This window comes from Mycobacterium sp. IDR2000157661, assembly GCF_022317005.1.
Taxonomy (GTDB): Bacteria; Actinomycetota; Actinomycetes; order Mycobacteriales; family Mycobacteriaceae; genus Mycobacterium.
On the sequence record NZ_CP081006.1, the window covers coordinates 961165 to 982038 of the forward strand.

Below are 20874 nucleotides of genomic sequence, written 5' to 3' on the forward strand. Positions count from 1 at the left end.
ATCAGTACGCCCCGAACGCGAGCGAGACGTTGTTGCCGCCGAAGCCGAACGAATTGCTCAGCGCATAGCGGTAGCGCCCTGGGCGGGGCTGCTCGGTGACGACATCGAGATCGATCTCGGGGTCGAGGCGCGTCAGGTTGAGCGTGGGCGGGATGACGCCGTCGCGCAGCGCCTGCACCGTCAGCACGGCCTCGACCGCACCTGCCGCGCCCAGTGAGTGTCCCAGAGCGGCCTTCGGCGCGTACACCGCCGGATTGTGACCGCCGAATGCGCGGCGGATTGCGTGCGCCTCGGCGAGATCGCCTGCCCTGGTTCCGGTGGCGTGGGCGTTGACGTGGTCGATGTCCGCCGGCGCCAGGCCGGCCAGCTGAACGGCCCGCACCATCGCGTCGGCGGCACTCTCGCCACTGGGTTCGGGTACCACGAAGTCGTAGCCGTCCGAGGTGATGGCCGCGCCCATCAGGCGAGCCAGCGGGCGCGCGCCCCGCGCCCGGGCGTGCTCCTCGGTTTCGATCAGCAACAAGGCACCGCCCTCCCCCAGCACCATGCCATCGCGGTATTCGTCGAACGGGCGGCACGCGCCTGCGGGATCGTCGTTGTTGATGGAGAGGATCCCCTGCTGAAGAAACGCTGCAACGGGCACCGCCTCGATGTGGGTCTCGACGCCTCCGCAGATCGCGACGTCAGCCTCGCCCATGACCAGTTGCCGCCAGGCGTAGGCGATCGCCGCCGCGCCAGATGCGTCGGCCATCACCGGCGAGAGGATCCCCGCTTTGGCCTGGTGATCCAAGCCGACCGCAGCGGCGGCCCCGTTGGGCATGTACATCTGTATCGTCAGCGGCGACACCGCGCGCATGCCCTTCTGCCGCCAGTCGTCGTGCTGGGCGGGAATCTCCTCAGTCGAGCCCAGCGCCAGGCCGACGGACGCGGTCAGACGCCTCTTGTCGACGTCCGGGTCGCCTGCAGCTTTCCAGAGTCGGCGCCCGAGCACCGTGGACATCTTCTGCATGAACGATGTGCGGCGTTGTTCGACGCGGCTCAGCTCCTCATCGAAGCTGTCCAGGAGCAGGCCGCCGATCCGCACCGGCGAGTTCAGTTCCTCGACGAACCACTTGTCGAGCATGCCGATTCCGCTGGCGCACATCCGCAATCGCTGCCAGGTCTCTTCGGCGCCAACCGCCAATGCGGTCGTCGATACCACTGCGGTAACGACGACATCGGGAAACCCGTCGCCGGTTCTCAGCGCGGCCATGTCCGATACTCCTTAGACGTGCACTCGCCAGCTGATTAAGTTGAGGTGACCTTGACTAGCTTAAGACCCGGTTGGCGGTGAATGAGCGGTGCCTGAACGCAATGTGCTCGGGGGACCGCTGGAACCCTGCAGCACCGAACCGATGACCGGCTTCTACCGCGACGGCTGTTGTTCGACGGGTCCCGAGGACATCGGCAGCCACACCATTTGCGCTGTGGTCACCGCTGAGTTCCTGGCCCATCAGCGCTCGATCGGCAACGACTTGTCCACGCCGCGACCCGAATACCGGTTTCCCGGTCTGCGTCCCGGCGACCGCTGGTGCGTCACCGCGGTGAACTGGCTCAAGGCGTACCAGGACGGCTTCGCCACGCCGGTGGTGCTGGCATCGACGCACGAACGCACGCTCGAGGTGGTGGACCTGGAGGCACTGCGGGAGAACGCGGTGGACGTGCCCGACGACCTCGGTGGCCTGTAGCGCGACGGGTCCTACGTGTCGAGCACCGGGTCGTCGACCGCCGCGTGCGCCCGTCGCGCGCGGCGTCTGGCGATGGTCTGCGAGGTGGCGCGAACGAGAGCCCGCCACGGGAGGGAAACCGGCCACAGGAGGCCGAACAGCACCGAAACCGCAGCGTGGGCCGGTGAATTGAGGACGCCGGCGTTGGCACGCCAGAACCACCACCCAGTGGCTACACCGACGCCGACGTAGGCGATCAGTGTGAGTACGTGATCACCCACACCGCCATTATGGCTGCCGGGAGTCGACTGCGGCGCCCGGGCAAGGGCCTTCTGGCCTCAAGATCGGGGGCCTGTGCCCGTGCTGCCGAGTAGTTGCCATACCGTAAATTTTGCCTGGTAGCGCGCCCGATCGCCGTCTTTCCGGCGTGCAGTGAGCCGAAAGGACGTAGGTGCACAGTTCGAGCGTTGACGCTGACACGTCGGTGGGGTTCACCCGCGTCGGCGCCCACCGGTCGCCTCCGAAGTCACACCTGGAGTCGGCGGTCGACACCCGCGACAGGCCTCGGCGTCCCGTCGGCCGCCCTCGCGCCCTGTCCGACGGGGAGGTGGCTTTGGCGAATCGGCTCCATGCCAGCGGCGTGCCCAAGGCGGCCATCGCGCGCCGGCTCGGTGTCAGCAGGCCCACGATCTACCGGGCGTTGGCGGGCGGCTCGTCTACCGAGCGGGCCGGGACTGCACTGTCCGCTCGGTTACCGAGCAACACGCAATTGACGGACTTTGCGATGCCGGCTGCGCGAGATTCCCTGCTCAGGTAGGGTTCAGCGTAGCGGGGTCGCTCACGGGGAGGCGAGCGGGCTATCACGACGGCAGCGCAACGCGTTGGGGGGTTCGATGAGCGATACCGGTCAGCGGCTGGCCACTCTTGAAGCCGGCGCGGCACAGTTGCAGCACCGCAATGTGCGGTGTGCTGAGTGCGGCGCGGTGCACTGGGTGGCTAGGGCCATCAACGCCATGCCGTGCGGGCAGTGCGGCAAGACGATGAGGCTGACGGCGCGAGGCTGAGCGTCAGTCGCCGAAGCTCACCCCGATTTCGCGGGCTGTGAGCACCGCGTCGCTGTCGAGCGGAACCTTCTTCATTCGTCGCGTCGCCTCGGCTAGCGGCACATAGTCGACGTTCGGCGGGTTCAGCGAGACCATGACACCGTCGGCGCCCTCGGCGAGCCCTCGCACGGCCGCGGCTCCGAAGCGTAGACCGAGCACTCGGTCGAACGCCGTCGGCGACCCGCCCCGCAGCAGGTGACCCAGCACGACGGTGCGCGACTCCTTGCCGGTGAGCTCCTCGAGGCGGGCCGCAACCTGCGCCCCGATCCCGCCGAGGCGCTCGGCCTGGCCGATGCTGTGGCCCAGCACCGCCGTCTCACCGCCCCGGGGCGCCGCCCCTTCGGCGACCACCACGATGGAGAACTTCGCGCCACGGCGCTCACGCTGCCTGATGGTGTCGGCCACCGGTTCGAGATCGAATGGTATCTCCGGGATGAGGATCGCGTGGGCGCCGGATGCGATCCCCGCCTCAAGCGCGATCCACCCGGCGTAGCGCCCCATCACCTCGACCACGATGACGCGGCCGTGTGAAGTGGCCGTGGTGAACAACCGGTCGATGCACTCGCAGGCGAAACTCACCGCCGTGTCGAAGCCGAAGGTTTGCTGTGTCTTGTCGAGGTCGTTGTCGATGGTCTTGGGCACCGCGACGACGCGCATGCCCCCTTCGAACAGCCGGTGCGCGATCGCGAGCGAACCGTCTCCCCCGGCGGTCACCAGCGCGTCGATCCCGTTGTCTCCGAACAATTGCACCAATTCCGCGGTGCGATCGACGGTGAGGTAGCCCCCGTCCGGCTGACGCACCGGGTATGCCGTCGGATTGTTGCGGTTGGTCGTGCCGATGATCGTGCCGCCGCGGTGCAGGATGCCGCGGACCGACTCCCGTGTCAGCTCCACCAAGCCGCCCTCGGGATAGTGCTCGGGGTTCAGGAGACCGGTGAAGCCGTCGCGGATGCCGACGACGTCCCAGCCGCGATTGTGCCCCGCGAGCGTCACGGCCCGGATGACGGCATTCAGCCCCGGTGCGTCTCCGCCACCGGTCGACACCGCGATGCGCTTGATCGGACGATTGGTTGCGGTCACGCGCCGAGCGTACGTCGGCTCCGGCCCGAGCATTCGGGCGAGCGGTCCATCGCCGCAACCGACGCTAGGGTGAGTTCGGTGTCAGCCGCTGTCATCGAGCTCAAGCAACCCCCGCCCGCCGTCATGCTGGTGGCCATTCATCTAACGTAGGCAAGCTGAACCACATGGTGGCAGGTGCAGGATTCGAACCTGCGTAGGCGTAAGCCGACGGATTTACAGTCCGCTCCCATTGGCCGCTCGGGCAACCTGCCTGGTTTGGTGCGCATCGCAGGATACAACGAGGATGTACCCCAGACCCAAATCGAGCCCAACCACCGAGGAGGACCGGATCCATGGCGGATTCATCGTTCGACGTCGTCAGCAAGGTCGACCGCCAGGAGGTCGACAATGCCTTGAACCAGGCCGCCAAAGAGCTGGCCACGCGGTTCGACTTCCGCGGCACCGACACATCCATCGAATGGCAGGGCGAGGAGACGGTCGTACTCACCTCCTCCACCGAGGAGCGGGTCAAGGCGGCCGTCGACGTCTTCAAGGAGAAGCTTGTCCGCCGCGACATCTCGATGAAGGCCTTCGACGCCGGTGACCCGCAGGCCTCGGGCAAGACCTACAAGGTCAGCGGTCAGATCAAACAAGGCATCACCAGCGAGCAGGCCAAGAAAATCACCAAGCTCATCCGCGACGAGGGCCCCAAGGGCGTCAAGGCGCAGATCCAGGGCGAGGAGATCCGCGTCAGCTCCAAGAAGCGCGACGACCTGCAGGCGGTCATCGCGCTGCTGAAGGGGGCCGACCTCGACGTGGCGCTGCAGTTCGTCAACTACCGCTGACCCGCAGTCGCGAGAGAGACACCATGGTCGCGGTTGGACGCCCCGGCACAGCCCTGGTTTCTCGCTCGCGAAGGCGAGGGCGGGTCGCTCGCGAAGGCGAGGGCGGGTCGCTCGCAAAGGTGAGGGCGGGTCGTCGCAAATCGGCCCTCGAACTGGCCTGCGGTCATACGCTGATCGGCATGGCACCTGCGCAACGCGAACCCAAGGTCGTCGTTCTGGGCGGAGGCTCCTGGGGCACCACGGTCGCCTCCATCTGCGCGCGCCGCGGCCCCACCCTGCAGTGGGTGCGCTCGGAGGACACCGCCACCGACATCAACGAGAACCACTGCAACTCCAAGTACCTCGGCAACGAGGTCGTCCTGCCGGAGAGCTTGAAGGCCACCACCGACTTCACAGAGGCGGCCACGTGCGCCGACGTCATCGTCATGGGCGTGCCGTCGCACGGCTTCCGTGCCGTGCTCACCGAACTGGCCAAGGAGCTGCGGCCGTGGGTGCCGGTGGTGTCGTTGGTCAAAGGCCTCGAGCAGGGCACCAACTACCGGATGTCACAGGTCGTCGACGAGGTGCTGCCCGGGCATCCGGCCGGCATCCTGGCCGGGCCGAACATCGCCCGCGAGGTGGCCGAGGGGTACGCCGCCGCGGCAGTCCTCGCGATGCCCGACCAGCGCCTCGCGGCAAACCTGGCCCAGCTGTTCCGCACCAAGCGTTTTCGCACCTACACCACCGACGATGTCGTGGGCGTGGAGATGGCGGGCGCGCTGAAGAACGTCTACGCCATCGCTGTCGGCATGGGTTACTCGCTGGGCATCGGCGAGAACACGCGCGCCATGGTGATCGCGCGGGCGGTGCGGGAGATGTCCAAGCTCGGCGAGGCGGTCGGTGGACACCGCGACACCTTCGCCGGCCTGGCCGGCATGGGCGACCTCATCGTCACGTGCACCAGCCAGCGCAGCCGCAACCGGCACGTCGGCGAGCAACTGGGCGCGGGCAAGCCGATCGACGAGATCATCGGGTCGATGAACCAGGTCGCCGAGGGCGTCAAGGCCGCAAGCGTCATCATGGAGTTCGCCGACAAGTACGGCATCAACATGCCGATCGCCCGCGAGGTCGACGGTGTCATCAACCACGGCTCAACCGTCGAGCAGGCCTACCGCGGGCTGGTCGCGGAGAAGCCCGGGCACGAGGTCTACGGCGCGGGTTTCTGAGCGCTCAGTTGAAATACGGGTTCGTGCCCTCGGGCCGGTCCAGCAGCGGGTTCGTCGGGTTCAGAATGAAGCTGCCCGCCGGGCTGAGGACGAAACCCGACTGGTTGCGGGTGTCGACGCACGATGTCCCTCCTGTGTCGACGCCGCAGCTGACCGTCTGGTAGCTGATCCGCGAACCCACCGGTAGCGGCTTCACCTCGCCCATCCCGGGAAACACGTCGGCGTTGGCGTTGGCGAAGCCCGGGACCCCACCCATCGCGCCGCTCACGAGGTTCGCGTTCTTGGGGGCCGCCGGCAAGGGTCCGCTGCAGCCGTACTGGCCGGACCGTTGCAGCACACACGTCACCCCGTCCGGAGTCTTGAATGCGTACCACTGGCCATCCATCACCGCGTACTCGGACAGCTTCACCGGCGCGAGCGCGTTGACGTTGGGCAGCGGCGGCCGTGGCGGCGGTTCGGGTGGCTGGGCTCCGGCGATGCCCGGCACGCCGATGAGGGCCGCGCCCGCAGAGCCGAGGACGCCGATCAGGACTCTGTTCAGCACGGTGCACACCCTAAGGGGTTTGTTCGCGACTCGCAGCACACCCGGCACATCGGCGCAGGTCGAACGGGCGTTACCAGGGTCGGCCGGCGGCGCTAGTAGTACTGGCCGGGGCCCCGGCCCGCCATCGCCTCCAGTCGCGCGATGCGGTCGGCCATCGGCGGGTGCGTCGCGAACAGCTTGCCGATCTTCTCGCCGGCGCGGAACGGGTTGGCGATCATCAGGTGGGCCTGGTCGGCGAGCTTCGGATCCGGCGGAAGCGGCGCCTGCTCGACACCGGAGCTGATCTTGCGCAACGCGCTGGCGAGTGCGAGCGGATCACCGGTGAGCTCGGCGCCGGACTGGTCGGCCTGATATTCCCGCGACCGGGAGACGGCCAGCCGGATCACCGTCGCCGCGATCGGGCCGAGCAACGAAACCAACAGGATCGCAAACGGATTCGTGCCACCGTCACGGTTGCCACCGAACAGCGCGGCGAAGTACGCGATGTTGGCAAGCGCGGTGATGACAGCGGCCATCGCACCGGCGACGCTCGAGATCAAGATGTCGCGGTTGTAGACGTGGCTCAGCTCGTGGCCGAGCACGGCTCGCAGTTCGCGTTCGTTGAGGATCTGCAGGATGCCCGTGGTGCAGCACACCGCGGCGTTGCGCGGGTTGCGTCCGGTGGCGAAGGCGTTCGGCGCGGCGGTGTCGCTGATGTAGAGCCGCGGCATCGGCTGGCGCGCGGTGGTCGCCAGTTCGCGCACGATGCGGTACATCACCGGCGCCTGCATCTCGGTGACGGGCTGGGCGTGCATGGCCCGCAGCGAGATCTTGTCGCTGTTGAAGTACATGTAGGCGTTCATGCCGACGGCGAACAGCACGGCCAAACCGATCAGAGCGGTGTTCCGAAACATCGCCGCGATGGCCACTATCAGCGCAGAGAACCCCACCAGCAGCGCGAACGTCTTGGCGGTGTTCGCGTGCGGATGCCACGTCATCGCGCCTCCTCCTCAGTCAGATCCTGTCGAAACGAGGACTTCGCAGACTCAACGCTTAGCCGGGCTTCACAGGTTCCGTGCTCAGCCGTGACGGTTGACCGTGTAGTCGACGAGCGTCGCCAGCGCGTGGCGACCGGGGCCTTCCGGCAGGTTGGCCAGTTCCTCGCGGGCTTGTGCGGCGTACTGCGCGACGGTCTCCTTGGCCTTGACGATGCCCTCGGACGCCCGCAGCAGCCGCAACGCCTCGGCGACGTCGTCGTCGTTGTCGACGGGCCCGGCCAGCAGCTCGCGCAGCCGGTCGGCATCCGAGCCGGTTTCGCGCAGCGCGAACAGGACGGGCAGGGTGTGCACGCCCTCGCGCAGGTCGGTGCCGGGCACCTTGCCCGATTCGTCGGCGTCGCTGTCGATGTCGATGATGTCGTCGGAGATCTGGAACGCGGTGCCGACGATGCCGCCCAGCCGGCTCAGCCGCTCGATCTGCTCCTCACCGGCGCCGGAGAACGTCGCGCCGAACCGGCCGGACGCCGCGATCAGGCACGCGGTCTTCTCGTAGACGACCTTGAGGTAGTGCTCGACGCTGTCGACGTGGTCGGCGGCGCCGCGGGTCTCGCGCATCTGCCCGGTCACCAGCTGGGCGAACGTGTCGGCGATGATGCGCACCGCTTCGGGCCCGAGCCGACTGACCAGCCGTGAGGCGGTGGCGAACAAGTAGTCACCCGCCAGAATCGCGATGTTGTTGCCCCACCGCGCGTTGGCGCTGTCCGCGCCGCGGCGGACCTGCGCCTCGTCCATGACGTCGTCGTGGTAGAGCGTCGCCAGGTGCACCAGTTCGATGACGGCGCCTGCGACGGTGACCTGCCACGCCTCGGGCTCGGGGCCCAGCTGGGCGGACAGCACGGTGAACAGCGGGCGGAACCGTTTCCCGCCCGCCTGGAACAGATGCTGGACGGCGTCGGCCATCAGCTCGTCGGCTTTGCCCAGCTCAGTGGCCATCAGCTCCTCGATGCGGGCCACGCCGTCGCGGACGTCCTGCGCGAAAGCGGGGTTTCCGAAGTCGACGCCTGCCACCACGGTCGCCGGTGTCCTCACACTGCCAACATACTGGGAACCATGGACGGTTCGGCGGGCAGGAGCGATGCGACCGGGGGATCGATGAAGGCTGACGTGGTGGTCGTCGGGGCAGGACCGGCGGGTTCGGCGGCCGCCGCATGGGCCGCGCGTGCAGGCCGCGACGTGCTCGTGGTCGATTCGGCGCAGTTCCCGCGCGACAAGGCCTGCGGTGACGGCCTCACCCCGCGTGCGGTGCAGGAGATGCAGCGGCTCGGGCTGGGTCCGTGGCTGGCCGGCCGGGTGCAGCACCGCGGGTTGCGGCTGTCGGGCTTCGGCGCCGACGTCGAGATCGAGTGGCCGGGTCCGTCGTTTCCGGCTACGTCCAGCGCGGTGCCGCGACTCGAGCTCGACGACCGCATCCGGATGGTCGCCGCCGACGACGGCGCCAAGATGCTGCTGGGCACCAAAGCCGTTGGAGTCGAGCATGACTCGTCGGGCCGAGTGTCGTCGGTGCGCCTGGACTCGGGGGCCGCGATCAGCTGCACGGAACTCATCGTGGCCGACGGTGCACGCTCGACGCTGGGCCGGGCGCTGGGCCGGCGGTGGCATCAGGAGACGGTGTACGGCGTCGCGGTCCGCGGGTACATCGCCACGCCGCGGGCCGGCGAGCCGTGGATCACGTCGCACCTGGAATTGCGCTCGCCCGAGGGTGAAGTGCTGCCCGGTTACGGCTGGATCTTCCCGCTGGGCAACGGCGAGGTGAACATCGGCGTCGGAGCGCTGGCCACCGCGAAGCGGCCCGCGGACGCGGCCCTGCGGCCGTTGATGTCGTACTACACCGGCCTGCGTCGCGAGGAATGGGCGTTCGTCGGCGAACCGAGGGCCGGGCTGTCCGCGCTGCTGCCGATGGGCGGCGCCGTGTCCGGGGTGGCCGGACCGAACTGGATGCTGATCGGGGACGCCGCGGCCTGCGTCAACCCACTCAACGGCGAGGGCATCGACTACGGCCTGGAGACGGGCCGGCTGGCGGCCGAACTGCTGGGCTCCGGCGACCTGACCGCGGCATGGCCCGCGGTGCTCACGGAGCACTACGCACGCGGGTTCTCCGTCGCGCGACGGTTGGCGCTGTTGTTGACGATCCCGCGGTTCCTGCCTGCGACGGGACCGCTGGCCATGCGCTCACGGTTCCTGATGACCTTCGCGGTGCGCGTGATGGGCAACTTCGTCACCGAGGAGGACGAGGACTGGGTCGCCCGGGTGTGGCGCGGCGCCGGGCTGCTGTCGCGGCGCATCGACGAGCGTCCACCGTTTCGCTAGGCCGCCGGGCCGCCGGGTCCGCGCCTGTCCGGTTGCGTCGTCGCGGTCAGCCACAGCGCGATCAACACGTCGGCGGCGGTGATGAACAGCCCCCACCAGTAGGCCCACTTCAGGGTCGGGTCGGGCTGGGCCGCGAAGTACAGAACCAAGAAGATCGGGCCGACGATGCCGAACACCAGGGTCATGCCCTGGAAGGCGACGTAGCGCTTGAAGGTGGCCATTTCGGGTGAACAATAACGCGTATGGTCGATGTCTACCGGGCGCCGATGCGATCGCGGGACGACCGGGTGAACCCTCAGGCTTCGCTGGAGCGCGCGCTGCGGTCGAACCTCGTCGGGTTCGGATGCGCCGGAGCGGATCACCGCCTGCCGCGCCGCATCGAGCGACTCGCCGATGTCGCCGACGGATCCTTCGTCTGGACCCGAGACGCCGACGGGCGATACTGGCTCGGGCGCATCACGGGTGCCTACTTCCACGACGACTCGGTAGCGGCCGCCGCCGTAGACGTCGTGCATGTGCGGCCGTGCCGGTGGACCGACGAGCCGGTGCCCGAACCCCTTGTCCCGCCGGCGGTGGTTGCGACGTTCGGACGGGGTGGCCGCAACTTTCAGCAGACCCATTCGCCGACCGTCGGCGCCGAGACCGCCCGAGCGTGGGATTGTGTTGTGAGTCAAGCTAATTGTAAGCCGCACTAGACGAGCTGTTCATGTCCGCACCACGGGACTACTCTGACCGTATCCAGCGTTGATCATCGCATCGACGGAAGGAACCACGATGCGCGGTCCGACATTACGAACGGCGTTCGCCGCGATTGCCGTCGCGGCCGCCACGCTGGGTCCGGTGCCCACGGCCGCGGCGGCGCCGATCGGTCCGTGCGAGAACGTCACCTACGCCGGTATGTGCGACGTACAACGTGATGAACCGAACCGTCCGTCGCAGCAGGGGATGGGTGAAGTGCTACTGCCCGACGGGAACAACGTCGTGCAGACCGTCGGCTAGCCAAGCGATTTCGCGAAGCCGCTGACGTCACGGATCGAAGCGTCGAAGACCTCCGGCATGAAGGCGCCCTATGGCAGGTCGCCGCCGTGGCAGGTGCCCGCGACCACGTCCTGCCGCGGGCACGCTCGTGCGCAACAGACGGCGGTAGTACTTCAGGCTCTCGTCACGCAACGAGTCGAGCTCGTTGACCGAAATCACCTGCGGCGGAAGGCCCGTCAGCTCGTCGTGGCGAGTCGACCGTCAGCGGCGCGGCAGGAAGGCGGCCGTCGAGGCCGAAAGGAGCGAAGGTCGTTGACCGTTTGCGGATCGGAGCGGGGGGTCGGTGCCCAGGGTGCAGTCGGGTCGGCCAGACGTCCGTACATGTCGCGACGGTACAACTTCAGACGCGGGTTTCAGCGCTTGATGGCGGCGTGCAGAGCGACGATGCCGCCGGAGAGGTTGCGCCACCGCACCGCCGACCAGCCCGCGTCGGCGATCCGGCGCGCGAGGTCGGCCTGATCGGGCCAGGCGCGGATCGACTCCGCGAGATAGACGTAGGCCTCCGGGTTCGACGACACCGCGCGCGCGATTCTCGGCAGCGCCTGCATCAGGTACTCCTTGTACGCCGTGGCGAACAGGCGGTTGGTGGGCGTGGAGAACTCGCATACCACCAAGCGGCCGCCCGGCCGGGTGACTCGCGCCATCTCCTTGAGGCCCGCGGTGTGGTCGACGACGTTGCGCAGCCCGAAGCTGATCGTCACCGCGTCGAACACGCCGTCGGCGAACGGCAGCCGCGTCGCATCGCCCGCAACCTTGAGGACGCGGCGGTCACTTCCCGCGGCGAGCATCCCGACCGAGAAGTCCGCCGCCACGCACCAGGCACCAGACGCCGCGAGTTCGACCGTGGAAACCGCGGTGCCCGCGGCTAGGTCGAGCACCTTGTCGCCCGGCCCGATCCCCAGTGCCGCGCGCGTCGCCCGGCGCCAGAACCGGTCCTGGCCCAGCGACAGCACGGTGTTGGTCAGGTCGTACCGCCGCGCCACCGCGTCGAACATCGACGCCACGTCGCGTGGGTCCTTCTCCAACGTTGCGCGGCTCATGCAGCCACCGTAGCGGTGCCGGTTGCGGGACCGCCGGGCCATCGGCAGGGTCGGTGGCTGCCTACGCACTCTCGATGCGGCGTGAGCGTGCGCGCGCTGCCGGAATCCTGCGGCGGGTCGGGTGCAGACACGCACGTTCGCGGGAATTGGGTTCGCGGGAATTGGTGATGACGTCGTCGTAATGGGCGAGCAGTTCGTCGCAGATGGCCGGCCAGGTCCGGCTGAGCACGCTGCGGCGGGCCGCCACCGAATACCGTTGCCGTTCGGCGATCAGGTGATCGACCGACTCGGGCAGCCTGGCCTCGAACTCGTCGACCGCCAACAGCAACCCGGTGCGATAGGGCGCGACGAGGTCACGCGGACCGCCGGCGTTCGGTGCGATCACCGGCAAGCCCGAGGCCATCGCCTCCTGCACCGCCTGGCAGAACGTCTCGTGCTCGCCGGGGTGGACGAACACGTCCATGCTTGCGTAGGCCGCGGCCAGCTCCTCGCCGAAGAGTGCACCGGTGAACACCGCTGTGGGCATGAGGGATTCGAGCTTGGGCCGGTCCACGCCGTCACCGACGACCACGATCTGCACGTCGCGGCGGCGGGCCAGCGCGGCGAGACGCTCGACGTGCTTCTCCGGTGCCAACCGTCCGACGAAACCGACCACCGGCTTGCCGTTCGGCGACCACCGCTGCCGCAACGCCTCGTCACGCGCCGACGGGGCGAACCCGGTGATGTCGACTCCGCGAGCCCATTTGTACACCCGCGGAACACGGTGTGCGGTCAGGTTTTCCATCGCTGCCGTCGAGGGGGCCAGGGTGCGGTCTGCATGGCTGTGCAGATGCCGTGTCCACGCCCACGCCGCGCGCGCGGCGAAGCCGATTCCGTAGCTTTCGGCGAAACCCGCTACGTCCGTTTGGAATACCGCCACCGTCGGCACACCGAGGTAGCGCGCCGCGTGCAACCCGCCATAGCCGAGCAGGGCCGGCGAGGCCAGGTGCACCACGTCCGGGCGGAAGCCGCGCAGCACCCCGACCATCCGGGGCCGCGGCACGCCGAGCGGAAGCGACGTGATCTTCGGGAACATCCGCGACGGCACCCGGTGGACGCGGACTCCGTCGTAGACCTTGTCGGCGGCCGGGTCGCCGCGCGGGGTGTCCGGGGCGATGATGAGGGCTTCGTCACCGGTGCGGCGGAGATGCTCGACCACCCGCAGCACCGAGTTGGTGACACCGTTGACATTCGGGAGGAACGACTCTGCGACGATTGCAACGCGCACGCCCGAATGGTTTCAGCGGAGCCTGTCGGCAAGGTTGCGCCCAGGAATATGTCATGCGAAAACCTCGTGCCGGTGATCGCCGCTCCGGTGGTGTCGGCGTCGCGTAGGGTGCGCACCAAAGAAGGGCGGTTGACATGCGGATTCACCGTGTGGTGGCGGTGCTGGTGCTGACCGTTTCGCTCGCCGCCGCCGGCTGCACGAAACAGGTCACCGGCACCGCGCAACGCGACCCCGCGCAACCGCCGCTCACCGTCAGCGACGACGGGTTCGGCATCGTTGCCGGGTTCGACGACGCCCCGGCACGCATCGAGATCTTCACCGAACCGCAGTGCAGCCACTGCGCGGACCTGCAGGCCGACTTCGGCGACCAGCTGGCCTACTACATCGGCATCGGGCAGCTCAAGGTCACCTACCGGCCGATGATCTTCCTCGACGACGTCGACGACGGCCACTCGGCGCGGGTCAGCAACGCGATGTTCCTGGCGGCCGACACCGAAGCGACCGGCACCCAGTTCCAGCGCTTCGTCGAAGAGCTCTGGTCACACCAGGAACCCGGCGGCCCCGGCCCCAGTGACGACGAGATGGCCGACATGGCCGAGGCGGCGGGCATGCCTGCCGACGCCGTCGAGCGGATCGCCGGCGGCGGGTCCGCGGTGAACATCGCGGAGATGGACGTCGCCAACTTCGACTACTTGTACGACGTCGACCCGCTGACCACCGGGACGCCAACGGTTTTCGATGCGGCGGCCGACGAGAAGCTCGACATCTACGACGACAACTGGCTGAGCAGGCTCATCAGCCGCTGACGTGTTCTCGGTGTGCGTCCGCCGCGCGCCGGGACAACCGGCGTTCGAGCAGGGTGACACCGCCGAGCGCGGCCGCGGCGGCCAGCCATCCCACCACCGCGATGGACCCGGCGGGGATGATCGCCAGCGAGGCATCGCGGTGCCGGACCCGCACCAGATCCGGGTTGTTCGTGTCGTATTCGACGTAGATGTTCATCCCCGGCTCGAGTTCCGACGGGTACAGCACGCCCAACTCCGGGCGGTACGTCACCCGGTCGGGGGTGACGAACTCGATCGTCGACCGGCGAGGTCCGGCGCTGAGCACCTCGGCGGCGGCCACACCCATGTGCCGTTCGATCTGGCGGTCATTGCGCCACGCGCCCAACACCATCAGCACCGACTGCAGCGTGATCAGGCAGCCGACCACGACGATGCCGACCCGGATCCGGCGAAACACCCGTTGCCTGCGCGTCTCGCCGGGAGCGGGCGCCAGTCGCGGCAGCACCCGCCGCACCGACCGCAGCGCAGCCGACAACCGGCTCGCCCCCGCCGAAAACCGGCTCACCCCCGCCGAATTGTTCGCCCCCGCCGAAAACCGGCGCACCCCCGCCGAAAACCGGCTCACCCCCGCCGAATTGTTCGCTCCGCTCACAGGGCGGCCCTGATGGACGCGTGCAGCGCCCGCAGCGACGACCGGTCGGCCTTCACCTCCAGCACCCGCATCCCGTCGTAGGGCTCGGCGAGCGCGTCGGCCAGCTCGTCGGCCTCGAGGTGTCGGCTCTCCACGTGGTACGCCCGGCACAGCGCGCCCACGTCCACGTCGTGCGGGGTGCCGAAGATCCGTGACGACACATCGGCGAACCGCGGGTCACCCTGCTCGAGCAGCTCGAAGATGCCGCCGCCGTTGTCGTTGGAGACGACGATCGTCAGCTTGCGCGGCGTCGGTTCCGTCGGGCCGATCAGCAGCCCGGAGCTGTCGTGGACGAAGGTGAGGTCCCCGAGGAGGGCGATGGTGCGGCCGGGTTCGTGGGCGAGCGCGGCACCGATCGTGGTCGACACCGTGCCGTCGATCCCCGCCACGCCTCGGTTGGAGCGCACCTTGACACCGTGGGTGTCCAGCCCCACCAGCGCGGCGTCGCGAACCGGGTTGGACGCCCCGAGCACCAGCTGGTCACCGGGGCGGACGGCGCGGGCCACCGCGGCGGCGACGTGCAGCCCTGTCTTGAGCGGATGGGTGTCGAGTTGGGTCCGGACCGCCGCCGTCGCGTGCCGGTGCACTTCGGCGCACCGCTCCAGCCAGGCCGGGTCCGGTGTGCCCGTCGTGACGGCGCGGGTGCCGGTGGCCTGCGAGTTGCCGGACACGTCGGGCCAGCGCGGGCCGGTGGTGAGCGCATACACCGGCACCGACGCGTCGGCGAGTAGTGCGGACACCGGCCGGTGCAGCGTCGGACGCCCGAGCATGATGACCTGCTTTGGGCGCAGCAGCCGGAGCGCCAACGGGTGCAGCGGGTTGTCGGCAGGCGGCGCGGTCGGCTCGGCGACGGTCGGCAGCGCGGCGAGGTTGTCATGCTGCCCCGCCCCGTGGCCTGCGATGACCACGGTGTCGGGCGTCAGGTCGATGTCGAGCGGCTGGTCGAACGTCACCGGCGGTGTGTAGGTCCACGGCTTGCCGTCGGGCCGACCCTGCGGAACGTAGCCGCCTGCGGCGTCGACACCGGGCACCAGCGGCTCGCGCAGCGGAACGTCGAACTGCACCGGACCGGCGTTGGCCGTACGAGAACCGGTGGCCGCCACCAGGACTCGGCACACCGCCGATCGCCACTGGGCGTTCAGCGTGTCGATGTCACCGGCCGCGGGTCCGCTCAACTCCGGCGCCAGCCCCAGGCTGATGGATGCGCGCACCTGCGTGCCGAAGTAGCCGAGCTGCTCGAAGGTCTGGTTGGCGCCCGTGCCCAGCAGCTCGTAGGGCCGGTTGGCGCTGAGTACCACCAGCGGCACCCGCGCGTAGTTGGCCTCCACCACCGCGGGCCCCAGGTTGGCGACCGCGGTGCCCGACGTCATCGCGACGCACACGGGTGCGCGTTCGGCGATCGCGAGCCCGATCGCCAGGAAGCCGGCGGTGCGCTCGTCGATGCGCACGTGCAGCCGCAGCCGGCCGGTGCGGTCGGCGTCGTGCAGCGCGAAGGCCAGCGGCGCGTTGCGCGACCCGGGGCACAGCACCACGTCGCGCACCCCGCCGCGAACCAGTTCGTCGACAACCACCCGGGCCTGCGCGGTCGAGGGGTTCATCGCTCCAGCTTATCGGCGAGGAAACGGAGCGCCGCTCTGTTGACCGCCTCGGGCTGTTCGAGGAAACCGAGGTGGCCGGCGTCGGGGATCTCCAGATAGCGGCCCCGGGGAATGGCGTCGGCGACCTCGCGGCCCAGATGCGGCGGCAGCACCACGTCGTGGGCGAACCCGACGACCAGGGTGGGCGCGGTGATGCTGCGGTAGGCAGGCAGGCGGTTGTCCTGCGGGCCGATGCCGATCTGGGTGTGCATGCCGGGTGTCATCGTGGTGGGCCACATGGTGAACATGTCGATCCAGTCGCGCACCCGGGCGTCGTCGTTGAGGGTCGTCGGCGAAAAGCTCTCGAGCAGCCGAATCTTGGCGTCGTAGTTCGGCGGCAGCCGGACGCCGGACGCGGCCAGCTCCCACTCGGCATTGCGGAAGAACTGGCGGGTGCGGTCCGCGCGGCCCCGGGTGGCCATCAGCACCGCCCGATCGACCAGTTCCGGCCGGGCCACCATCAGCTCCTGGGCGATGAACGAGCCCATCGACACCGCGACCAGGCGTACCGGCGCGGCGCCGAGCTTCTCGATCAGCGCGGCGGTGTCGGCGACCATGGTCTCGGCGGTGAAGCCGGTCGCCTTCTCGGTGGCGCCGATGCCGCGGTTGTCGAAGGTGATGCAGCGATAGCCGGCCCGCTGGAATTCGGGGACCTGATGCAGGTGCCACGTGCGCCCGGCGCCGCCGCGCCCGGCGATGAACAGGACTGCAGGACCGCTGCCGCGGTCGTCGTAGGCCAAATTCACCCCGACGACGCTACTGGACCGGCCGGTTCCGGCAGGCACGCCTTCGAACCGATCCGCAGAACGTTCTGTTGGCATGTCGTGCGATACGCATGACATGCGCGCTACGCTGGACTGGTGAGAATCGCGATCAGTGGCGCAGGCGTGGCGGGACCGGCATTCGCCCATTGGATGGTGCGCGGCGGTCATGACGTCACGCTGATCGAGAAGGCGCCCAGCTTCCGCACCGGCGGTTACGTCATCGACTTCTGGGGACTCGGCTACCGCGTCGCGCAGAGGATGGGGATCGAGAAACAGATACAGGCCGCCGGTTACAGCGTCCAGGAATTGCGCTCGGTCGACCACACCGGCCGTCCGACCGCCCGGCTGCGCGTCGATCCCATCCGTCGGGCAGCAGGAGATCTGTACACCAGCTTGCCGCGCGGTGAGCTAGCCGCGGCCATCTACCACACGGTCGAGCACGACATCGAGACCATCTACTCCGACAGCATCGCCTCGATCACCAACGAACCCGACTGTGTCGCCGTCGAATTCGAGCACGGCCGACCACGCGAATTCGACATGCTGGTCGGCGCGGACGGTCTGCACTCCAACGTCAGGGCACTCGAATTCGGACCCGAGTCGCGGTTCGAGCATTATCTCGGCTGCCAGGTGGCGGCGTGCGTGATCGACGGTTACCGTCCACGCGACGAGCTCGTGTATGTGACGCACAACCTGCCCGGGCGCCAGATCGGCCGGTTCGCTCTGCACGACGATCGCACCCTGGTGTTGTTCATCTTCCGGTCGTCGACTCCGACCGCTCCCGGCGATCTCGCGGCCACCAAGTCGCTGCTGCGAGCCGAGTTCGCCGACGGCGGTTGGGAGTGCAGGCATATCCTCGACGCTCTCGACGGTGTCGACGACATCTACTTCGACGTGGTCAGCCAGATCCGCATGGACCGCTGGTCTTCGGGCCGCGTGGCGCTGATCGGCGATGCCGCCGCATGTGTGTCGCTACTCGCAGGCGAAGGCACCGGTCTGGCGTTGGTCGAGGCGTACGTACTGGCCGGTGAGCTGGCCCGGGCCGGCGCCGACGTCGGCACGGCGTTCGCCGCGTACGAGGCTCGACTGCGTGACTTCATCGAAGGAAAGCAGGACGGCGCAACTCGGTTCATCTCCTTCTTCGCGGCGAAGACCCGGTTGGGCATCTGGCTTCGTGATCGGGCGATGCGCGCGTTCAACATCCGGCCGGTCGGGGATCTGGTGATGAGCCGTGCGCTCCGCGATGACTTCGAACTGCCCGACTATCGGATGTGAGCACGTGAAAAGCGCTGACGCACCGGGTGACCGGTCGACCGATTATCTGGTGCAGCTGGAGCTGGCGACCCGCGGCCTACTCGCATTGAATGTCTCGGTCCTCGAGCGGATGGAGAAGCGGATAGGGCTGGCGCCGTTGCGCGCGCTGCAGGCCCTTGACCGGCTCGGTCCGAGCCTGGTCACCGAATTGGGTGACGATCTGGGCCTGTTGCCGTCCACGGCGAGCAGGCTCAGCGACCGGTTGGCCGACGCCGGCTACCTCACCCGACGGGTCTCGCCGACCAATCGCCGTGCGACCCTCCTCGAGCTGACCGACGCCGGACGTGCGGTGCTCGACGAGCTGATCACCCTGCGGCTCGCGGCGTTCGGCGCTGTCACCCGGCACATGACCGAAGCCGATCGCGCGGCGCTGATCCAGGGCACCCGGGCGTTCACCGCTGCCCACCGCGAACTCGCCGAGCCGTCGCGCGCCGAGGACGCCGAGGACGCCGAGGACGCCGAGGTGACCGATTAGGGCTCGGTGATCTCGGTGAACGCCACGACGGGGATCCGGCGGTCGCCGGCCATCTTCTCGTAGTCGGCATAGTTCGGCACGAACTGCTTGGCCAGGTCGAACAGCCGGTCGCGTTCGGTACCGGTGACCTCCTCGCCGAAGAAGTTTCCCGTGTAGCCGCGCGCCGACAGCGTGACCCGCGGGTGCGCCACGACATTGTGGTACCAGGCGGGATGCCGGTCGCCGCCGTAATTGGAGGCGATCGTGATGACCCGGCCCCGGTCGGTGAAGTAGGTCAACGGCGTGCTGCGCTGTCGGCCGGTCTTGGCGCCGGTGTGGGTGAGCAACACCTCGGGCATCACCAGCGACATCGAGACGTGCCCGTTGGTCGCCTTGATCACGGCCCGATCGATGCGCCAGCCGTACTTGCGCAGGAACCGGCGCGCGATGTCGGTGCCCATGAGTCTGGCTCCGGCACGAAACAGTGGCGACGGCTGGGTCGGCTCGACTTCGGGAATGCCCACGCCCGCGACGCTATCTCACGCGACTTGGGCGTGAAAACGTGCGCTCAGCGCACGGAATCACGCCGAAGTCGCTTGATCGCGGCGTCCCACAGCAGCTGCACCGACGGCAGCAGCTGGCCGTGCTTGACGGTGTCCCTGCTCAACAACGCCGTCGCCGCCGCCTTGGTGGACGCCGATGCCTTGGAGACGTGCCCCGAGTCGTAGGGCGGCTGCGGGTCGTACTCGATGACCAGCTGCATCGCCTTGGCCTTGGCGTCACCGCAGATCTGGCCGTAAAGCCACAACGCCAGGTCGATTCCCGCCGAAACCCCTGCGGCGGTGACGATCTTGTCCTCGCGCACGATCCGCTGGTCGCCGACGGTCGTCACGCCGAACGGCTTGAGCATCGGCAGCGCCAGCCAGTGCGAGGTCGCGCGGCGGCCGTCGAGCACACCGGCGGCGGCCAGGATCACCGAACCCGAGCACACCGACGTCGTCCAGGTCGACGTCGCGTGGGCGCGACGCACCCAGTCGAGCACCTTGTCGTCGCGCGCGTGCTGAAAGGTCGCCGAACCGCCAGGGACGAGGACGATGTCGGGCGACGGCGTCTCGTCGAACGAATGGGTGGCCCCGATCAGCAGCACCCCGGAGTCCGCGACGACCGGCCCGGGCTCGTGCCAGACGAACCGCACCTCGGCATCGGGCAGGTTGCGCAACACCTCGTACGGCCCGATGAAGTCGAGTGCGGTGTACCCCGGATACACCATGATCGCGATCTGCACGTCGGTTCCCTTCCTAGGCGGTTCGGTCTGCGCTCTTCGCGTGCGCGGAAGTTCTGCGGTACTGGTCCGGCGAGATGCCGAGGCGGCGAACGAAGTTGCGGCGCAACGTCTCCGCGGTTCCGAAGCCGCACCGCGCGGCGATCACCGTGACGGTGTCGTCGGTCTCCTCGAGCTGGCGGCGGGCGGCCTCGGTGCGGATCCGCTCGACGTAGGCGCCCGGGGCCTCGCCGACCTCGTCGGTGAACACCCGGGTGAAGTGGCGTGGGCTCATCGCGGCGCGCCGAGCCAACTCCGGGATGCTGTGTGCGCCTCCGGGTTCGGCCTCGACAGCCTCCTGCACGTCGCGGATCGGCGCCCGCTTGGCCCGCGGCATCCACACCGGCGCGGCGAACTGCGTCTGGCCGCCCGGCCTGCGCAGGTACATCACCAGCCAGCGGGCCACGGTCTGGGCGGCGGTCCGGACCCATGTGACGAGATCGGGGTCGCGTCGCGCGTCGTCGACGCCGTGGCCACCGGGCAGGATCAGGGTGTCGATGCTGTCACGCGGGTCGGGCAACGGATGGGCGACCAGGCCCAGACCGGTACCGGTGGTGGCCGGTTCGCCGCCAGAGGTGACGACGCTGACGTCGTAGCCGTCCCGGCCCTGCGTGTTCAGGTACATCGAGGCACCGGTGAACACCTCGAACGGGCCGACCAGGTCCAACGCCTGGACGCCCGGATAGCCGAGGATCACCACCGATCGCACGCACTCAGTGTCGGCCACCGGTGTCATGGCGTCTATGCCATGAACCCC

The 20874-nt window shown here is 68.8% G+C and carries 26 protein-coding genes, 1 tRNA gene and 1 pseudogene; 11 read left to right on the forward strand and 17 right to left on the reverse strand.

Features of this window, described 5'->3' with window-relative positions; genetic code table 11:
- Position 1: 1 nt before the first annotated feature.
- A complete protein-coding gene (locus K3G64_RS05460) occupies positions 2-1252 on the reverse strand; it encodes a KasA/KasB family beta-ketoacyl-ACP synthase (RefSeq protein ID WP_238889544.1) in 1251 nt (416 codons plus the stop codon).
- Positions 1253-1340: 88 nt separating this feature from the next.
- On the opposite strand from K3G64_RS05460, the gene K3G64_RS05465 reads away from it, so the two are divergent.
- The gene (locus K3G64_RS05465; protein WP_238889545.1) at positions 1341-1727 is read left to right on the forward strand and encodes a DUF2237 family protein; all 387 of its coding nucleotides are present in this window, start codon (positions 1341-1343) and stop codon (positions 1725-1727) included.
- 11 nt (positions 1728-1738) lie between these two features.
- Here K3G64_RS05465 and K3G64_RS05470 read toward each other — a convergent pair whose 3' ends face one another.
- Complete coding sequence (locus K3G64_RS05470; RefSeq protein WP_238889546.1) at positions 1739-1987, reverse strand: hypothetical protein; 249 nt, start codon at positions 1985-1987, stop codon at positions 1739-1741.
- Positions 1988-2190: 203 nt separating this feature from the next.
- On the opposite strand from K3G64_RS05470, the gene K3G64_RS25525 reads away from it, so the two are divergent.
- Both K3G64_RS25525 and K3G64_RS05480 read left to right on the forward strand, forming a co-directional pair.
- Positions 2191-2523: a helix-turn-helix domain-containing protein gene (locus tag K3G64_RS25525; protein ID WP_255728076.1), complete on the forward strand. Its 333-nt coding sequence runs from the start codon at positions 2191-2193 to the stop codon at positions 2521-2523.
- A gap of 76 nt (positions 2524-2599) precedes the next feature.
- Complete coding sequence (locus tag K3G64_RS05480; protein WP_238889547.1) at positions 2600-2770, forward strand: hypothetical protein; 171 nt, start codon at positions 2600-2602, stop codon at positions 2768-2770.
- Positions 2771-2773: 3 nt separating this feature from the next.
- Here K3G64_RS05480 and K3G64_RS05485 read toward each other — a convergent pair whose 3' ends face one another.
- Positions 2774-3889 carry a 6-phosphofructokinase gene (locus K3G64_RS05485; protein ID WP_238889548.1) on the reverse strand — a complete coding sequence of 372 codons (1116 nt, stop codon included), beginning with the start codon at positions 3887-3889 and terminating at the stop codon, positions 2774-2776.
- Positions 3890-4054: 165 nt separating this feature from the next.
- Positions 4055-4140, reverse strand: a tRNA-Tyr gene (locus K3G64_RS05490).
- Between the two features lie 81 nt (positions 4141-4221).
- Between K3G64_RS05490 and K3G64_RS05495 the strand changes: the two genes are divergently transcribed.
- Positions 4222-4713, forward strand: a complete 492-nt coding sequence (locus K3G64_RS05495; protein ID WP_238889549.1) for a YajQ family cyclic di-GMP-binding protein — start codon at positions 4222-4224, stop codon at positions 4711-4713.
- Positions 4714-4892: 179 nt separating this feature from the next.
- Complete coding sequence (locus K3G64_RS05500) at positions 4893-5918, forward strand: NAD(P)H-dependent glycerol-3-phosphate dehydrogenase (protein WP_238889551.1); 1026 nt, start codon at positions 4893-4895, stop codon at positions 5916-5918.
- A 4-nt stretch (positions 5919-5922) separates the two neighbouring features.
- Here the strand turns inward: K3G64_RS05500 and K3G64_RS05505 are convergent, their stop codons facing one another.
- From K3G64_RS05505 to grcC1, 3 genes are all read right to left on the reverse strand, one after another.
- Positions 5923-6462, reverse strand: coding sequence for a hypothetical protein (locus K3G64_RS05505; protein WP_238889552.1), 540 nt, complete (start codon positions 6460-6462; stop codon positions 5923-5925).
- A 92-nt stretch (positions 6463-6554) separates the two neighbouring features.
- Positions 6555-7439 (reverse strand): zinc metalloprotease HtpX, encoded by an 885-nt coding sequence (gene htpX, locus K3G64_RS05510; protein ID WP_238889554.1) that lies wholly within the window; start codon positions 7437-7439, stop codon positions 6555-6557.
- A gap of 81 nt (positions 7440-7520) precedes the next feature.
- Positions 7521-8528, reverse strand: a complete 1008-nt coding sequence (grcC1, locus tag K3G64_RS05515) for a nonaprenyl/(2E,6E)-farnesyl/geranylgeranyl diphosphat synthase (RefSeq protein WP_238889556.1) — start codon at positions 8526-8528, stop codon at positions 7521-7523.
- Positions 8529-8591: 63 nt separating this feature from the next.
- Between grcC1 and menJ the strand changes: the two genes are divergently transcribed.
- Positions 8592-9806 carry a menaquinone reductase gene (gene menJ, locus K3G64_RS05520; protein ID WP_238950425.1) on the forward strand — a complete coding sequence of 405 codons (1215 nt, stop codon included), beginning with the start codon at positions 8592-8594 and terminating at the stop codon, positions 9804-9806.
- Here the strand turns inward: menJ and K3G64_RS05525 are convergent.
- Positions 9803-10027, reverse strand: a complete 225-nt coding sequence (locus K3G64_RS05525; protein WP_238889558.1) for a hypothetical protein — start codon at positions 10025-10027, stop codon at positions 9803-9805. The two genes, menJ and K3G64_RS05525, sit on opposite strands and share 4 nt — an antisense overlap.
- 21 nt (positions 10028-10048) lie before the next feature.
- Between K3G64_RS05525 and K3G64_RS05530 the strand changes: the two genes are divergently transcribed.
- Together K3G64_RS05530 and K3G64_RS05535 are read left to right on the forward strand one after the other, a co-directional pair.
- Positions 10049-10501, forward strand: coding sequence for a GAF domain-containing protein (locus tag K3G64_RS05530; RefSeq protein WP_238889560.1), 453 nt, complete (start codon positions 10049-10051; stop codon positions 10499-10501).
- Positions 10502-10580: 79 nt separating this feature from the next.
- Positions 10581-10805 (forward strand): hypothetical protein, encoded by a 225-nt coding sequence (locus K3G64_RS05535; RefSeq protein ID WP_238889561.1) that lies wholly within the window; start codon positions 10581-10583, stop codon positions 10803-10805.
- Here the strand turns inward: K3G64_RS05535 and K3G64_RS05540 are convergent.
- The 3 genes and pseudogenes from K3G64_RS05540 to K3G64_RS05550 all read right to left on the reverse strand — a co-directional run.
- A pseudogene (locus K3G64_RS05540) lies at positions 10802-11030 on the reverse strand (alpha/beta hydrolase fold domain-containing protein); the annotation flags it as partial. The gene K3G64_RS05535 and the pseudogene K3G64_RS05540 sit on opposite strands and share 4 nt — an antisense overlap.
- A 167-nt stretch (positions 11031-11197) precedes the next feature.
- On the reverse strand, positions 11198-11884 hold the full coding sequence (locus K3G64_RS05545) for a demethylmenaquinone methyltransferase (protein ID WP_238889563.1): 687 nt from the start codon (positions 11882-11884) through the stop codon (positions 11198-11200).
- Positions 11885-11945: 61 nt separating this feature from the next.
- Positions 11946-13151 carry a glycosyltransferase family 4 protein gene (locus K3G64_RS05550; RefSeq protein WP_238889565.1) on the reverse strand — a complete coding sequence of 402 codons (1206 nt, stop codon included), beginning with the start codon at positions 13149-13151 and terminating at the stop codon, positions 11946-11948.
- A gap of 134 nt (positions 13152-13285) precedes the next feature.
- On the opposite strand from K3G64_RS05550, the gene K3G64_RS05555 reads away from it, so the two are divergent.
- Positions 13286-13957 (forward strand): DsbA family protein, encoded by a 672-nt coding sequence (locus K3G64_RS05555; protein WP_238889567.1) that lies wholly within the window; start codon positions 13286-13288, stop codon positions 13955-13957.
- On the opposite strand, the gene K3G64_RS05560 is transcribed toward K3G64_RS05555, so the two are convergent.
- From K3G64_RS05560 to K3G64_RS05570, 3 genes are all read right to left on the reverse strand, one after another.
- Positions 13947-14501, reverse strand: a complete 555-nt coding sequence (locus K3G64_RS05560) for a DUF3592 domain-containing protein (protein ID WP_370647107.1) — start codon at positions 14499-14501, stop codon at positions 13947-13949. The genes K3G64_RS05555 and K3G64_RS05560 overlap by 11 nt on opposite strands.
- A gap of 83 nt (positions 14502-14584) precedes the next feature.
- Complete coding sequence (menD, locus tag K3G64_RS05565; protein ID WP_238889569.1) at positions 14585-16225, reverse strand: 2-succinyl-5-enolpyruvyl-6-hydroxy-3-cyclohexene-1-carboxylic-acid synthase; 1641 nt, start codon at positions 16223-16225, stop codon at positions 14585-14587.
- The gene (locus tag K3G64_RS05570; RefSeq protein ID WP_238889571.1) at positions 16222-17010 is read right to left on the reverse strand and encodes an alpha/beta fold hydrolase; all 789 of its coding nucleotides are present in this window, start codon (positions 17008-17010) and stop codon (positions 16222-16224) included. The genes menD and K3G64_RS05570 overlap by 4 nt, the downstream gene beginning before the upstream one ends.
- Positions 17011-17124: 114 nt before the next feature.
- Here K3G64_RS05570 and K3G64_RS05575 point away from each other — a divergent pair, with 114 nt between their 5' ends.
- Both K3G64_RS05575 and K3G64_RS05580 read left to right on the forward strand, forming a co-directional pair.
- Positions 17125-18303, forward strand: coding sequence for an FAD-binding domain (locus K3G64_RS05575; protein ID WP_238889573.1), 1179 nt, complete (start codon positions 17125-17127; stop codon positions 18301-18303).
- 4 nt (positions 18304-18307) lie between these two features.
- Positions 18308-18817 (forward strand): MarR family winged helix-turn-helix transcriptional regulator, encoded by a 510-nt coding sequence (locus K3G64_RS05580; RefSeq protein WP_238889575.1) that lies wholly within the window; start codon positions 18308-18310, stop codon positions 18815-18817.
- Here K3G64_RS05580 and K3G64_RS05585 read toward each other — a convergent pair.
- Genes K3G64_RS05585 through K3G64_RS05595 form a run of 3 tightly spaced genes read right to left on the reverse strand, consistent with a single transcriptional unit; the run spans position 18814 to position 20853 of the window.
- Entirely contained in the window at positions 18814-19320 is a 507-nt protein-coding gene (locus K3G64_RS05585) for a nitroreductase family deazaflavin-dependent oxidoreductase (protein ID WP_238889576.1), read from the reverse strand. The two genes, K3G64_RS05580 and K3G64_RS05585, sit on opposite strands and share 4 nt — an antisense overlap.
- Positions 19321-19364: 44 nt before the next feature.
- Positions 19365-20081 carry a DJ-1/PfpI family protein gene (locus K3G64_RS05590; RefSeq protein WP_441338864.1) on the reverse strand — a complete coding sequence of 239 codons (717 nt, stop codon included), beginning with the start codon at positions 20079-20081 and terminating at the stop codon, positions 19365-19367.
- A 13-nt stretch (positions 20082-20094) separates the two neighbouring features.
- Complete coding sequence (locus K3G64_RS05595) at positions 20095-20853, reverse strand: GlxA family transcriptional regulator (RefSeq protein WP_238889577.1); 759 nt, start codon at positions 20851-20853, stop codon at positions 20095-20097.
- Between the last annotated feature and the right edge of the window lie 21 nt (positions 20854-20874).